The organism is Paraburkholderia xenovorans LB400, from assembly GCF_000013645.1.
Classification (GTDB): domain Bacteria; phylum Pseudomonadota; class Gammaproteobacteria; order Burkholderiales; family Burkholderiaceae; genus Paraburkholderia; species Paraburkholderia xenovorans.
Map to the genome: position 1 here is coordinate 312,618 of NC_007952.1, position 13,798 is coordinate 326,415.

General features: G+C 62.0%; 14 protein-coding genes. 7 read left to right on the forward strand and 7 right to left on the reverse strand.

The genetic code is table 11. The features are described from left to right. Nucleotides 1-134: 134 nt before the first annotated feature. The 4 genes from BXE_RS23410 to BXE_RS23425 all read right to left on the reverse strand — a co-directional run bounded on the left by BXE_RS23410 (nucleotide 135) and on the right by BXE_RS23425 (nucleotide 2,754). Entirely contained in the window at nucleotides 135-485 is a 351-nt protein-coding gene (locus BXE_RS23410) for a DUF4148 domain-containing protein (protein WP_011490609.1), read from the reverse strand. A gap of 223 nt (nucleotides 486-708) precedes the next feature. Then, complete coding sequence (locus tag BXE_RS23415) at nucleotides 709-1,296, reverse strand: hypothetical protein (protein ID WP_011490610.1); 588 nt, start codon at nucleotides 1,294-1,296, stop codon at nucleotides 709-711. An 83-nt stretch (nucleotides 1,297-1,379) separates the two neighbouring features. Further along, nucleotides 1,380-1,649 (reverse strand): hypothetical protein, encoded by a 270-nt coding sequence (locus tag BXE_RS23420; protein WP_011490611.1) that lies wholly within the window; start codon nucleotides 1,647-1,649, stop codon nucleotides 1,380-1,382. 274 nt (nucleotides 1,650-1,923) lie between these two features. Further along, a complete protein-coding gene (locus tag BXE_RS23425; RefSeq protein ID WP_040124117.1) occupies nucleotides 1,924-2,754 on the reverse strand; it encodes an IclR family transcriptional regulator domain-containing protein in 831 nt (276 codons plus the stop codon). A 158-nt stretch (nucleotides 2,755-2,912) separates the two neighbouring features. Between BXE_RS23425 and BXE_RS23430 the strand changes: the two genes are divergently transcribed. From BXE_RS23430 to BXE_RS23455, 6 genes are all read left to right on the forward strand, one after another. Then, the gene (locus tag BXE_RS23430) at nucleotides 2,913-4,169 is read left to right on the forward strand and encodes an aromatic ring-hydroxylating dioxygenase subunit alpha (RefSeq protein ID WP_011490613.1); all 1,257 of its coding nucleotides are present in this window, start codon (nucleotides 2,913-2,915) and stop codon (nucleotides 4,167-4,169) included. Between the two features lie 2 nt (nucleotides 4,170-4,171). Next, nucleotides 4,172-4,642 (forward strand): aromatic-ring-hydroxylating dioxygenase subunit beta, encoded by a 471-nt coding sequence (locus BXE_RS23435; protein ID WP_011490614.1) that lies wholly within the window; start codon nucleotides 4,172-4,174, stop codon nucleotides 4,640-4,642. After that, nucleotides 4,639-5,688, forward strand: a complete 1,050-nt coding sequence (locus BXE_RS23440; protein WP_011490615.1) for a PdxA family dehydrogenase — start codon at nucleotides 4,639-4,641, stop codon at nucleotides 5,686-5,688. Before BXE_RS23435 ends, BXE_RS23440 begins: the two co-directional genes overlap by 4 nt. A gap of 29 nt (nucleotides 5,689-5,717) precedes the next feature. Beyond that, on the forward strand, nucleotides 5,718-6,722 hold the full coding sequence (locus tag BXE_RS23445) for a 2Fe-2S iron-sulfur cluster-binding protein (RefSeq protein WP_011490616.1): 1,005 nt from the start codon (nucleotides 5,718-5,720) through the stop codon (nucleotides 6,720-6,722). Nucleotides 6,723-6,756: 34 nt separating this feature from the next. Beyond that, nucleotides 6,757-8,109 carry an MFS transporter gene (locus tag BXE_RS23450; RefSeq protein ID WP_011490617.1) on the forward strand — a complete coding sequence of 451 codons (1,353 nt, stop codon included), beginning with the start codon at nucleotides 6,757-6,759 and terminating at the stop codon, nucleotides 8,107-8,109. Nucleotides 8,110-8,291: 182 nt separating this feature from the next. After that, complete coding sequence (locus tag BXE_RS23455; protein ID WP_011490618.1) at nucleotides 8,292-9,428, forward strand: porin; 1,137 nt, start codon at nucleotides 8,292-8,294, stop codon at nucleotides 9,426-9,428. 106 nt (nucleotides 9,429-9,534) lie between these two features. Here BXE_RS23455 and BXE_RS23460 read toward each other — a convergent pair whose 3' ends face one another. Beyond that, complete coding sequence (locus tag BXE_RS23460; protein ID WP_011490619.1) at nucleotides 9,535-10,851, reverse strand: PQQ-dependent sugar dehydrogenase; 1,317 nt, start codon at nucleotides 10,849-10,851, stop codon at nucleotides 9,535-9,537. Nucleotides 10,852-11,107: 256 nt separating this feature from the next. Between BXE_RS23460 and BXE_RS23465 the strand changes: the two genes are divergently transcribed. Further along, nucleotides 11,108-11,683: a cytochrome b gene (locus BXE_RS23465; RefSeq protein ID WP_011490620.1), complete on the forward strand. Its 576-nt coding sequence runs from the start codon at nucleotides 11,108-11,110 to the stop codon at nucleotides 11,681-11,683. 16 nt (nucleotides 11,684-11,699) lie between these two features. On the opposite strand, the gene BXE_RS23470 is transcribed toward BXE_RS23465, so the two are convergent. Both BXE_RS23470 and BXE_RS23475 read right to left on the reverse strand, forming a co-directional pair. After that, entirely contained in the window at nucleotides 11,700-12,446 is a 747-nt protein-coding gene (locus BXE_RS23470; protein ID WP_011490621.1) for a hypothetical protein, read from the reverse strand. 124 nt (nucleotides 12,447-12,570) lie between these two features. Next, on the reverse strand, nucleotides 12,571-13,590 hold the full coding sequence (locus BXE_RS23475; protein ID WP_011490622.1) for an SGNH/GDSL hydrolase family protein: 1,020 nt from the start codon (nucleotides 13,588-13,590) through the stop codon (nucleotides 12,571-12,573). Nucleotides 13,591-13,798 lie beyond the last annotated feature (208 nt).

A 13,798-nucleotide genomic window follows, 5' to 3' on the forward strand; every position in this document is an offset into this window, starting at 1 on the left:
GGCTATTGGCTGTACGCAAGTCCGGCACCCAAGATCGGGATTGCAGATCTTGTCGTGCCGGAGTGAAGCAGAACTTCGGAATGAACTCAGGTCCCGTGCATGCAGTTACGGCACGAGACCTGAAAGCGCAGCATTCAGCTGCCGAAGTACGGCGTGCAGAAGCTGACCGGACCGACGCAAGTCGAATGCATCGCCACACGTGCCGGTCCGCCTGACGACGAACTGCCGTTTTGCGTCACGCCGCCATAGCCTTGCGTAGCCAGTTGTTGACTGGTTTGTGCGGCTACCTTCGCCTCCGCAGCCTGGATGTCGGTCGGATAGTTGGCGTCGTTGCCTTGGGCCGGGTTATAGCCTGCCTGTTCGAGCTTGACCAGATCGCTGCGAACTTCCGCGCGCGTTACCGGACCATTCGATTGTGCGAACGCGAACACCGGAGCGGACAACGCGCTTGCGGCGAGGACGAGATAGACAAGAGCTTTTTTCATGATCGATACTCCTAAATAAATGAGAAGTTTAATTGGCGAAGATCTGGCGAAAATACGTGCGGCTGCGTATCGGGCAGTCGCCGGAGAAAGGCGCCCCCGGCTTCTTGCGTGAGCGTCTGGGATCTATATTGCGACTTTCAAGGTGACGTGACGCCCACCGGTTGATTACAAGATTGACAGAAAGCGCCATAGCGTTGTCTGGTGGGTGAAAACTCCGCGCGAACTATTGCTGCTTGCGCAGTGCATCGCGAAACTGCGCGAGACGCTCCTGATACTGCTCCGCTTCGCCATAAGCCAAAAATCGTTCATACCTTGCATGCGTGCCTAACACCTTGCGAGCGTGTTTGATAGGACACCAATACTGTTCCGTGCGCGCGGCAATTTCCGACGCGTATGCGATGAGGCCATTCGCATATTCACAATATGCGCAATGGAATCGCTCCATGAAGTTGAGATAGTGCAGTTGCCAGCGGTCCATCACGATATAGTCCGCCCGCTTGACCTTTGCGATGCCGTAGATCGGGAAACAGATTGCCTGATAGATGGAGATGCAAAGATCCAGAAATACCAAGGGGAAAACGAGCCCGTAGACGAACGGCGCCGCCAGGAAATTTTGCGGCCGGCTGGAGAGAATCCAGCGGACGATGCCCACTTTCAATTCCCGATGAGCCTTGCCGACCGCTTTGTCGAATTCGACATGTTTGCCGGTGATTCGATAGAACAGTTTGACTTCCCGTTGATGAAGTTCCGCTTGCAGTTCCGACTCGAGCACGCTGATCTGATTCAGGAGATGCTTTATCCGCTCTTCCACGTGAACTCCGTTTAGTTTGGACGAGAACCAGGCGCGGGATAAACAGCTGACCGCAGCCTATGCCGGAGCCAACTGCGAGCGCCTCAACCGCCGCTTCCACCAGACTGTGCCGCCTGGACGGCCTTGACCCGATCGGCCTGCGCTTTGGCGACCTCGCGGTCGCGAGCCTTGTTTGCCGCGCGTACCCTCGCGCGGTAAGCCTCATTCGCGGCGCGGATCTCGCTTCGCATCTGCACGATGTTGTCGCCGGGTTGAGCGCCGTCTGCGCCGGACGGTGCGGTATTCTGGGCCCAAACCTGGGTCGTGCCGACTGTTGCCAGCGCAATCAGGAGGGCTGGGAAAATCCTTTTCATGCTGTTACCTCCAGAAGTTCAAGGTGTCGAAGAGATCCATGCGCTGCGACGCGAATTGACCGCCATTGCCGGCCGCCCGGCGGCCCCGATTTGCGAACAATGGCATGCAGCAGACAGCGCAGACAGTCAAGCGACGTCATCACTGTCTATTTGGCGCCTTGAGTACTGGAGGCTGTTGACCAGGATCAACTGGTTTGACATGGGTCGTACGATCGGAGCGCGAATCGGGCACATCTGAACGATGGCGTCGATTCCAGCCGGTCCTGCGCGGTCGCTAAAGTGCGCGTTGCATGCGCGCTGCGACAGCCTTTAAAACCGGCAGGAACTTCTCCTCCAGGGTCTCCACGCTGACCCGTCCGGAAAACACGCTCACGCTGACCGCGGCCTCGATCGCACCGCTGCGATTCCTCACCGGCACCGCCATTGCGGACATGCCAATTTCGAGTTCCTCGTTGCTGATCGCATAACCGTTTTGCGCAGCGGCCGCGATGGCCCGCAATACGGTCTCTGTGGTTGCGAGCGTGCGTGTTGTCAGATGCTTCATGGGCGTCGCGTCGAGATGACGGCGAATCTCCTCCTCCGACAAACCCGACAGCAGAACGCGGCCGGTGGCCGAACAATAGGCCGGCAGTCTGCCGCCGAGCTTCACGCCGGTCGACACGATTCTCACCGCCTCCGCACGCGCGATGAATACCGAGTAGCCCTCGTCCAGCACCGCCAGCGAGACCGATTCCTGCAATTCGTCACGCGCGCTGGTGAGAAGCGGTTGCGCGATCTGCGTCAGCGACGACGTGCTGAGGTACGCGCTGCCCAGTCTGAGCATGCGCGGCAGTGGTGTGAAGAACTTGCCGTCGTGCGCGAGATAGCCGAGATCGACCAGCGTGAGCAGGCAGCGGCGCGCGGCCGGCCGGCTGAGGTCCGCGAGATGCGCGGCGTCGGAAACGGTCATGCGTGCGGTCGACGCTCCGAATGCCTCGATGATCGCCAATCCCTTGGCGAGGCCCGCCATCCCTTCTTTCGCACGTGCCTTACCGCTCGGATCAGCACTTTCTTCAGGCGTCAACTCGCCTTCCTGCCCGTTGACAGGTTCTTTGACCGATGTCATATTGGATTCAAATATCGAACAACGTACGGTATTCGAACACATTCGAACCCGTCTGTCAACCTGGCGCGACACGCGAAGAGCGGTCCACAACGGATCCAGGCGGCGTTGGAACGGTCCCCGCAATACATGGAGCGAGCAACTTGAACATCATTCCCATCATGCGGGCGCGGCGCGCCAGCATCACCTGGCCGTCCGAGGGCCTGACGCGCGTGCCCTACGCGCTGTTTCAGGACGAAGGCGTGTACGCCGACGAACAGGACGCGATCTTCCGCGGCCCGAACTGGAGCTACCTGTGCCTTGAAGCTGAAGTGCCGAATCAGGGCGACTTTCGCAGCACTTTCGTAGGCGACGCCCCGGTGGTCGTCACGCGCGACACCGACGGCGAAATCTATGCGTTCGAGAATCGCTGCGCGCATCGCGGCGCGATGGTCTGCCTCGAAGACCAGGGCAATGCCAGAGATTTCAGTTGCGTCTATCACGCATGGACCTACAGCCTGCAAGGCGATCTGGTAGGCGTCGCGTTCAAGGACGGCATTGACGGCAAGGGCGGCATGAAGCCGGATTTCTGCACCGGCGATCACGGATTGCGCAAGCTGCGTGTCGCGACGCTGCATGGCCTCGTGTTCGGCAGCTTTTCCGACGACGTCCCGCCGCTCGACGAGTACCTCGGCGAAGAAATCGTCGAACGTATCGCGCGCGTGCTGGAGAACCGCAAGCCGGTCGTGCTCGGGCGATTCACGCAAATGCTGCCGAACAACTGGAAGCTCTACTTCGAGAACGTCAAGGACTCCTACCACGCCAGCATTCTGCATCTGTTTTTCACGACGTTTCAGCTGAACCGCCTGTCGCAGCGCGGCGGCATCATCGTCGATCCGAGCGGTGGTCATCACGTGAGCTACTCGGCTGTCGACCATGCCGCTGAAGCCGCGGCACAACGGAAAGCCACCAGCGACTACGCGGATCAGAAAATCCGTTCGGAAAGCGAGCATCGTCTCGAAGACACTTCCGTGCTCGCCGGCGTGGACGAGTTCGGGGACGGCGTCACGCTGCAGATTCTTTCGGTGTTTCCCGGCTTCGTGCTCCAGCAGATCCAGAACGCGATCGCGGTCCGCCAGATTCTGCCGCGCGGGACGCAGCAAACCGAATTGAACTGGACCTACCTCGGCTTCGAAGACGACACACCGGAATTGCGCGAAATGCGCCTGCGCCAGTCGAACCTGGTCGGACCCGCGGGTTACGTGTCGATGGAAGACGGATGCGTCGGCGGCTTCGTGCAACGCGGCATCGAAGGCGCGGGCGACGGCCGCTCCGTGATCGAAATGGGCGGCGATAGCGCCGAAAGCAGCGCGAGCCGGGTGACGGAAGCGTCGATTCGCGGCTTCTGGAAAGCCTACCGCAACGCAATGGGATACTGAGAATGGCGCAAGACATCTATCAACTGATTGCCCGCGCGCAGGCCGACTACGTGCGCTGCATCGACGACGGCGATCTCGCGCAATGGCCGGACTTCTTCACCGATGCGTGCGTCTACAGGGTGACGACCGCCGACAATTACAGGCGCGGCCTCACGGGCAGCATGATCTATGCGGCTTCGCGCGGCATGCTGGTCGACCGGATTGCCTCGCTGCGCGGCGCCAACATTTACGAACGCCACAGTTATCGGCATCTGCTCGGGCAGCCCAGCGTCATCAGCGCGGCAGAGCGGGAGGCTCGCAGCGAGACCTCGTTCATGGTGGCGCGGATCATGCGCGACGGCTCGACCAGCCTGTTCGCCACCGGCCGCTATTGCGACGTGTACGCCGTGGAGGAGAACGGCGTGAGGCTGCGTGAACGGATCGTGGTGTGCGACAGCTCGCGCATCGACACGTTGCTGGCGTTGCCGCTATGAGCCGCACCCGTGACCGCGCGATGACTGTCGCGCTGGCGATCGGCGACCCCAACGGCATCGGTCCGGAAATCGCGGTCAAGGCTGCCGCCCAGATGGCGCGCGACGAACGCAGCGAACATGGCGGCCACGCTGTGCACTCGCAGCCGCGCATCGTCCTGTTTGGCGACGCGTTTGTGATCCGGCGCTACGCTCGCCAGTGTTGTCCCGAACTCATGCTTCGCCTCGTGCAACTGGACGATCTGCCGTCTGCCGAGCCCAACGCAATCGATATGGTCGACGTCGCGTCGCTGCCTGCCGAAGCGTTTGTGCCAGGCGAGGTCGCGGCCGCCGCGGGCACGGCAACGCTCGCCTACGTGAGCGCCGCGCTTCGTGCCGCGCGCGCGGGCCAGGTGGACGCCGTGATTGCCTGTCCGCATTCGGAGACCGCGATCAATGCGTCGGGCGTGCGCTTCGCCGGTTATCCGGGCTTCGTGGCGCACGAAATGGGCATGCCGGCTGAGGACGTCTATCTGCTGTTGATCGGCGGCGGCCTGCGCATCGTTCATGCGACGCTGCACGAAGGCATTGCTTCGGCACTCGCGCGGCTCGATCAGCGCCACGTCGAACGCGCCGCGCGGGCGGCGGTGCAGGCACTGCAATTGATGGGCATCGCGCATCCCGTGGTCGGACTGATGGGCATCAATCCGCATGCGGGCGAGGGCGGTCTTTTCGGCCGTGACGACATCGATATTACCGAGCCGGTCGCGCGCAAGTTGCGTGATGACGGCATGACGGTTATCGGTCCGCAAGGCGCCGATCTATTGCTCACCAATCCCGACATCGACGTGTTTGTGGCGATGTATCACGACCAGGGCCACATTCCCGTCAAGCTGCGCGCCGGCCGCCATAGCGCCGCGCTGTCGATCGGCGCGGGCGTGCTGTTTTCGAGCGTCGGGCACGGCAGCGGTTTCGACATTGCCGGCACCTTGCTCGCGGATCCCGCGCCGCTGCTCGGCGCGATCCGTCTGGTCACAACTGGAACCGTGCTCGCTCCACTGGCTGAGTGACGCGTTCCAACGCTTTTCGAGGTCACATTTTGGACTACCAGATTTCCGTCGCGGACAGCGATATCGCTTTCCATTGCGAGGCAGGCGAAACGGTGCTCGACGCCGCCGAGCGCTCGGGCTACAGCGTGCCGTATTCATGCCGCAAGGGTGTGTGTTCGACCTGTGAAGGCGGCGTGGTGGCCGGCGCGGGCCGTTCGTCGGTGCAGGGCGATGTGCAGGGGCCTGCCGGGCATGTGCTGCTGTGCTGCCTGCGGCCGTCTTCGGACATGACGATCGCGCCGCGCAAGATCGACAGGCGCGAGCCGGTGGTGCGCAAGACGCTCGACATGTCCGTCTACCGCATCACGCAGCCGGCCGCGGACGTGAGCATCGTGCAATTGCGTCTGCCTACCGGCGTGCGTGCGAAGTTTCGCGCCGGCCAGTATTTGCAGATCGAACTGGAAGACGGCAGCCGCCGTAACTACTCGATGGCGAATCCGCCTCACGAAAGCGACAGCATCCAGCTTCACGTGCGCCATGTGCCGGGCGGCAGATTCTCCGAAGGCATGCTGCGGCGCCTGGACAAAGGCCACAAGCTGCGAGTGGAGTTGCCGTTCGGCGAATTCTCGCTGCAGGACGACTCGACGAAACCCGTCATTCTGCTTGCTACCGGCACGGGCTTCGCGCCCGTCAAGTCGATCGTTGAGGACGCAATCAAACGCAGGCTCGACCGTCCGCTGACTTTGTACTGGGGCGCGCGTCGCGCTGAAGACCTGTATCTCGCCGAGCTGGCGCAGAAGTGGCACGACAGCGGCAAGCTGAAATTCGTACCCGTGCTCTCCGAGCCGAACGCGGACTGGAACGGCCGCCGCGGCTTCGTTCACGAGACGGTACTCGAAGATTTCGGCTCGCTCGACGGCTATCAGGTCTACGCGTGCGGCAACCCGGCCATGACGACGGCAGCCCACGAGTCGTTCCTGAAAGCCGGCTTGCCCGACGACGATTTCTTCAGCGACGCCTTTGTGCACACCGACACAGCGCCGGCAATGACGTAGCGCCTTCCTAAAACAATCACAGGAGACAAACACCGTGGCATCCCCCCTCATCGACGTAGTCGAGGTTATCGAACGCCAGAAGGTCGGCATAGGCCAGTGCCTCGTGGTGCTGCTATGCGCGCTACTGATGTTTCTCGACGGCTTCGACACGCAGGCCATCAGCTACATCGTGCCGGCGCTTTCAAAGGACTGGCATTTGCCGCGCGAGGTTCTCGGCTCGATCTTTTCCGCCGCGCTCGTCGGGCTGATGGTCGGCTACCTTGCGATCGCGCCGTTGTCCGCGCGCTTCGGCCATAAACGCATGATGCTGGCAAGCAGTGTGCTGTTCGCACTGTTCACGCTGCTGACGCTTTTCGCGACCAACGTCACCGAGCTGATCGGTTTGCGCTTTCTGACCGGTATCGGGCTCGGCGCCGCTGCGCCGAGCGCGGTCGCGCTAACCTGCGAATTCGCGCCGAAGCGACTGCGCGCCACCTTCGTGCTGCTCGTGTATTGCGGGTTCTCGCTCGGCTTCGTGGTGGCGGGCCTCACAGCCGGTGCACTGATGCCGGCGTTCGGCTGGAAATCGCTGATGCTGGTGGGCGCGCTTGCGCCGATCGCGCTCACTGTGCCGCTTGCCTGGCTGTTGCCCGAATCGCTGGTGGTTCTGCAGCGGCGCCCCAATGGCGACGAGCGCATGCGCGCCGTCTTGCTGGGGTTTTTTCCGCGTCTCGACGTGCCGGTTGGCAGCAGGTTCCGTCTCGAAGACCAGGGCGAGGCGCGCGCGAGTGTCACGGCGCTTGTCAGGGGACGCACTTCGGCGGGCACGCTGTTGCTCTGGCTGATCTTTTTCCTGAACCTGGCCGAGTTCTATTTCATGCAGAGCTGGCTGCCGACCATGCTGACCGGCCTCCAGTATTCGCCGGCGACGGTCGTCTGGGTGACGGCGCTGCCGACTATCGCCGGAGTGCTCTCCGCCGTGCCGCTCGGCCTCGCGATGGACCGGGTCGGCCCGTACGTCACGCTGACCGTGATGTATCTCGCGGGCTGCGTGTTCATGTGGCTGGTAGGCGGCGCGTTCTCGGGCAGCGTCGCGTGGTTGATGGTGATGGTTTTCTGCGCCGGATTCTGCATTAGCGGCGGACAGAAAAGCGTTATCGCGCTGGCGGCCGTCTACTACCCGCTCAACCTGCGTTCGACAGGGGTGGGCTGGGCGCTCGGCATTGGCCGCCTGGGCGGCATTGCGGGACCGTTGAGCGCGGGCATGCTGTATTCGGCGCATTGGACGCCGGCGGAGATCTTCCGCTTCTCCGCGTGGCCCGTGCTGATTGCCGGCCTCGCCGTGTTCGTGATGGGGCGCATCTACGGTTCACGGCCGGTAGCCGTCGAGGTGAGCACTCCCCACTAACGCGCGAGCACGCCGGGTCAGCCCGGAGATTCACACGAGTCACGGGCATCGGCGGGGAAGGCGTTCGCCTTCCCGTCAAGCCACCGAAGTACCACCGTAGCACCCACTACCTAAAAAACCCGCGAAGCCTGCTGCTTTCCCGCTAGTGCGAGAACGCGTGGCCTCGTCATGCCGGAGACTTTATGAAAAAGATCACCCTTGCCCTGTTGACTCTGCCGCTTCTCGCGAGCGCGGCCCATGCGCAGAGTTCCGTCACGCTATACGGCTTCGTTGATGCCGGACTCGTGTATGTCAACAACCAGTCCGGGCATTCGAACGTACAGATGGTCACGGGACAAACGAACGGCAGCCGCTGGGGGCTGCGTGGCAGCGAGGATCTCGGCGGTGGCCTGAAGGCGATTTTTACGCTTGAAAACGGCTTCGATCCGTCGAACGGCAAGCTGCTGCAAAACGGCCGCGAGTTCGGGCGGCAAGCCTTTGTCGGACTGAGCAGCGACACGTGGGGCGCGGTGACGCTGGGCCGCCAGTATGATCCGATGACGGAACTCATAGGCGGGATTGCCGCGACTTCGATGTGGGCGTGGCTCGGCACTCATCCGGGCGATTTCGACGATCTGAACTCGACCTTTCGCGTGAATAACGCGATGAAGTATCTGTCGCCGACTTTCTATGGTCTGCAAGCGAGCGGCATGTTCGCACCCGGCGGCGTGGCAGGCAACTTTGCGTCGAGCCGGATCTACACGCTTGGACTGAAGTACGAGAATGGTCCGCTGAGCGCCGCGCTGGCGTACGACAACATCAACAATCCATCCGTCTCGGTGCTCGATAGCGCGCTTTCTCCCGGTCAGGCCGGATATGTGACGCCGGGCCGCAGCCCCGTGACCAGCGGCTACGTGTCGGCCAACGTGTGGCAAATATTCGGCGCGGCTGCTTCATACAGAATCGGCCAGGGCATGGTCGGAATCGTTTATACGAACGCACGCTTTCAGGACATTCGAAGAACCGCGTCCACGCCGAACACGGGCACGGCCGCGTTTAACAGCTACGAGATCAATGGCCGTTATTCGATTACGCCGGCACTGCTGATCGGTGCATCGTTCGACTACACGACAGCACGCGACGCAAAGTACGAGCAGATCGATTTCGGTCCGAACTATTCGCTCTCCAAGCGCACCGATCTGAATCTCGTCGGCGTGTGGCAGCACGCATCGGGTGTCGACTCCACAGGGCGGCCGGCGGTTGCGGCGATCACCACGCTGGGGCAATCGTCCACGCCTACGCAGGTTGCCGTGAAGCTGTCGTTGCGGCATCGGTTCTAACGTCGTTGTTGTGTCATGGCGGCGCGTGCGGCAGGCTGCTTCATGGGCAGGTCGCGCGCGCCGTGACGAAGAACTGCCAGCGCGCTATCCGCCTTCCCGCGCTCCGTTACATGCTGCTACGCGGCGTGATTCGCCACACTGTGTTGCCTACATCGTCCGCCACGAGCAAGGCGCCGTGCGCATCCAGTGCGACGCCAACGGGCCGTCCCACGGCATGGCCGTCCGTGGTCAGAAAGCCGCTTAGAAAATCCTCGGGAGCGCCGGCGGGCTTTCCGTCGACAAAAGGCACGAACACGACCTTGTAACCCGAGCGCGGCTTGCGGTTCCATGATCCGTGCTGGCCGATGAAGGCGCCGCCCCGATAGTGCACGGGGAACAGTGTACGGTCGTAAAAGACAAGCCCCAACGAAGCCGTATGATTTCCAAGCGCATAGTCCGGTGCGATGGCCGCGGCGACCAGGTCGGCGCGTTGCGGTTTGACTCGCGAGTCCACATGCTGGCCGTAATAGCTGTACGGAAAACCATAGAACGCTCCCTCTTTCACTGCGGTCATGTAGTCCGGTACAAGGTTGTTGCCCAGATCGTCCCGCTCGTTGACGGCAGTCCATAATGCGCCGCTGTCGGGTTGCCACGAGAGGCCATTGGCATTGCGCAATCCTGTCGCATAAGGCCGCAGGCGGCCGGTGCCGACATCGAATTCGAGGATCCGTGCGCGGCCTTCTTCGGCATCGACACCATTTTCTCCCGCGTTGCTGTTCGATCCCACTGTGATGTAGAGATGCTTGCCCGAGTGGTCCGCGAGAATATTTTTTGTCCAGTGATGGTTGATCGGACCGGCCGGCAGATCGGCAACCTTGACCCCGGGTCCGGTGATCTGCGTGGCGCCCTTGACGTAATCGAAACGCAGCAGAGCGTCCGTGTCGGCAACGTACAGTTCATTGCCAATGAGCGCCATGCCGAACGGCGAATGCAGGCCGCCGAGAAACACGGTTTGCGTCCGGGCGACGCCGGTGTTGTTCGCGTCGCGTAACAGCACGATGCGATCGGGACTGGCCACGCCGGCGCCCGCGCGCTTCATCACTTGCCGTCTGGCCCAGCCGGATAGGCCACTTCCTTCGTCGTGCTGTTCGGGAGCGTCGCTTTCCGCCACCAGCACGTCACCGTTCGGCAACGTGTAAAGCCAGCGTGGGTGCGACAGGCCGCCGGCGAACTGGGTGACGGAAAAGCCGCCGGGAACTGTGGGTATGAAACCGGCCGGGCGCGGCTGAACGGGCGCGATGTTGACCATCGGAATCAGCGTCGATTGTGGGGCGGGCATGGCGGGTGAAGCGCCGAAACCGCCATCGCCTATACTTGATGGGCCGATCGCGCACGCGGCGAGCGGCAAACCCATTGAAACTACCAGACGATTGAGCAGGCGCATATTTGTTCTCGGTGACAGGCGTTGAGCAGTGATGCTGAGTAAAAGACTCCAGCAAAGCGACTTCAGCAAAAACCCTGCCTGTCACTTGAACGGATAGTGGCATTGCGTACCGGCGCGGTTGCGCGCGGAGCATCAGGTTTCCTTAAGATAAAGTGGTTAGCATTGTTTAGTTAAACAACGTGTTTTTCCCGGCGGCCGATCCGCGAGTTATCGGCAGCAGTTTTATCAATCCGAAGAGTGCCAAAGGGGAGAGGGAGTGGCTAAAGTCCAGCAAAGTACGCATCCGGCCTATGACGCAGTCGCGCGCACGCTCCACTGGTTAACTGTTCTGCTGATCGCGATGCAGTTCGTGATCGGCTGGACAATGCCCGATATTCACAAGGGCACGCAGCCCGTCGGCCTGATCGCATGGCATCTGGGCGTCGGCTCGACACTGATTGCCGTCATGGTGATCCGGGTGGTCTGGCGATTGACCCACTGGCCCACGCCGGACGAGTTGCCGCCGCTATTGAGCGTCGTCTCGCGCATCACGCATTTTCTGCTTTACGCCGCGCTGGTGGCGGTGCCGCTGCTCGGCTGGATCAATGCGTCCTCACGCGGCTGGACGGTCCGCTTGCTGGGCCTCGTGCCGTATCCGGCGTTGAGCGAGACGGGCTCGGATTTCGGCCACGAGATGGGCGACGTGCATGGCGTTCTTGCATGGGTGCTCTTCGCACTGATTGCGCTGCATGTGGCCGCGGCGCTGTTCCATCGCTTTGTTCTGAAAGACCACGTGCTGCAACGGATGCTGCCCCACGCGGGGCCATCGAATGATTCGCCGCGAAACCAGTGAGGGTTGGCCCCGACAATCAGTCGCTCGGGCGCCAGCGGCCGGAAGCCGGGCACACAATGACCTGTTCGCCGTTCAGCTGGACTTGCTCTGCGTCGAGTTGCGACGAGGTCGAAGGGGCGGTGTCGAACGCGACTTCGAGTGCATGCGCAACATGGGCATCTTCGATGGGAAGCTCCCAGGTCAGGAATATCTGGATGCAATCCTGACCGGGTGCGAAGTCGGCCGCATCAAATCCGCTGCTGCCGCGCTGAATTACGCCGTGCGGCTGCGCGGTATCGAATATCACAACCGTTCCCCGAGTCAACGGAATGCGATGACCCAGCGCGGGAAAATGCAGGTCCAGTCCCTTGTCTTCGCTCATGAACAGATTGCAAAAGGCCGCACTGCCGTATTGTGCGGCGTCATGGTGGTATCTCGCGCCGCGGCAGGCCATGAGGGCTACGTCGCTGGAGGCAAGCACGCCTGGCAGTCCGAGCGCGCACATCCAGTCGGACACGGCCTGTACGCAGCGCGAGTAGTCCGGCCAGCGCGCCCGTGCTCGCGCCAGAGGCATTGGTTCGACGTCGCCGGCTTCCAGCACCATGTGCGACGAGATTTCCCTTTCCCAATCCGCGAGCAGACGCAGGGGAGGCACAGGCACATCGAGTGAGCCTGATAGCACGATATCGCTCACGCGCCGGCTGCGAATGGCGTCGCCACTCCAGAAATAGGAAGTCAGGGTGTCCGGCATTCGGTGCTGTCGAGGGGAAGTGATGGCGGCCATTGTAGCGATTCGAAGAAATGGCTTCGGCGTGCGTCGGCCTGGAACGGTTCCTCCTGGCACGCGTCTTTCGCCGCGGCGCGCCCTGCATCGCGCAGCGTAGCAACCGCTTCCTGATGATTCCGCTTCAATGGCCCAGACCGCTGCTGGCGATCTGGTGCTCCACGTACTGGGCGAATAGCGCGTGCAGGTGCGTCGTCGGATGAAGGTCGTCGGCGAACATGTACGTCTGGTCCGCGTTGGCGCTTACGTAGGTTGCTGGCGAGCACAACAACGCTGTCTCGTCGGGCGTCTTCCTGGGGTCACAGGCGACACCGGTGTTCGACACGGCGAAGCCATTGGCCTGAAAGTTTGCCGTGATCTGGTTCAACCACGTATAGGAATCGATCTGGATAACTTTGCCCTGCAAGCCATCGGTTTGCAGGGCAGCGTTCAGGCTGCTGTTGAACAGCTGCGATAACTGGGTCAGATTCGCCCCGCCATCGGACGAGGCGATGCCGTGCGGCGATAGTCCGATGTCCGGCACATTGACCACCACCACATGAGCGGCGCCGTTCTGGACGATCTGCCCGACAACCTGAGCAAGCGTGGTAGCCGCCCTCTCCACGGTCTGCGCCGCGGCCGGCAGCGCTCCGGCGCGCAGCACGTCGTTTGCGCCGGCCCAGACGAGCACCAGTTGATTGGAGTTGAAGCTTGTATGCGCAGCCAGATAGCTCGAAACCTGCTGATTGACCGGCATTTCGACATCGCCGATCACGTCGGTCAGAAAAGCGGACTGGTTGGCCGGCGTCGCCACCGTGGCGCCGCCTTCCGCATAGCCTAAGCCGCCCTGCGCGCTGAGTTTATGCGTGAGGTTGATGGTGTACGCAACGTTCAGCGTGTCGCCGTAGTATTGCGCGATATCCTGAGTCCACACCTGTCCGGGATTGGTCGTGAAACGCCCGCCGCCCACGGCGCCGGCGATCGGTGCATAGGTGCCGACGTCCGAAAGGCTGTCGCCGAACGACACGATTTGCAGATTGACGCCGCCAGCCGGCGCGGTTGCGCCGGCATTACCCGAGTCGCCTCCGTTTCCGCCGCATGCCGCAAGCAGTGAGATCGCCACGGCAAAAATTGCAGTGCGTACCGCGTCATTAATTCCTTGCATGGCGACTCTCCCCTAACCTGGCGGGGAGATGCGACCGCGTTGCGGAATTATCGCGCGCCGCCTTCCCGACAAGCTCTCTCCTCAAGCAAGAAGCATGCGTTGCCGCGTGCGGGGTTGTTGGTGATTTCCCTCATTAACTGCACTGCACGTGGTTTATGTCCGATCGAAAACGGGACTGACGGTGCCGGGCTGCCCACCCGAATCGGGT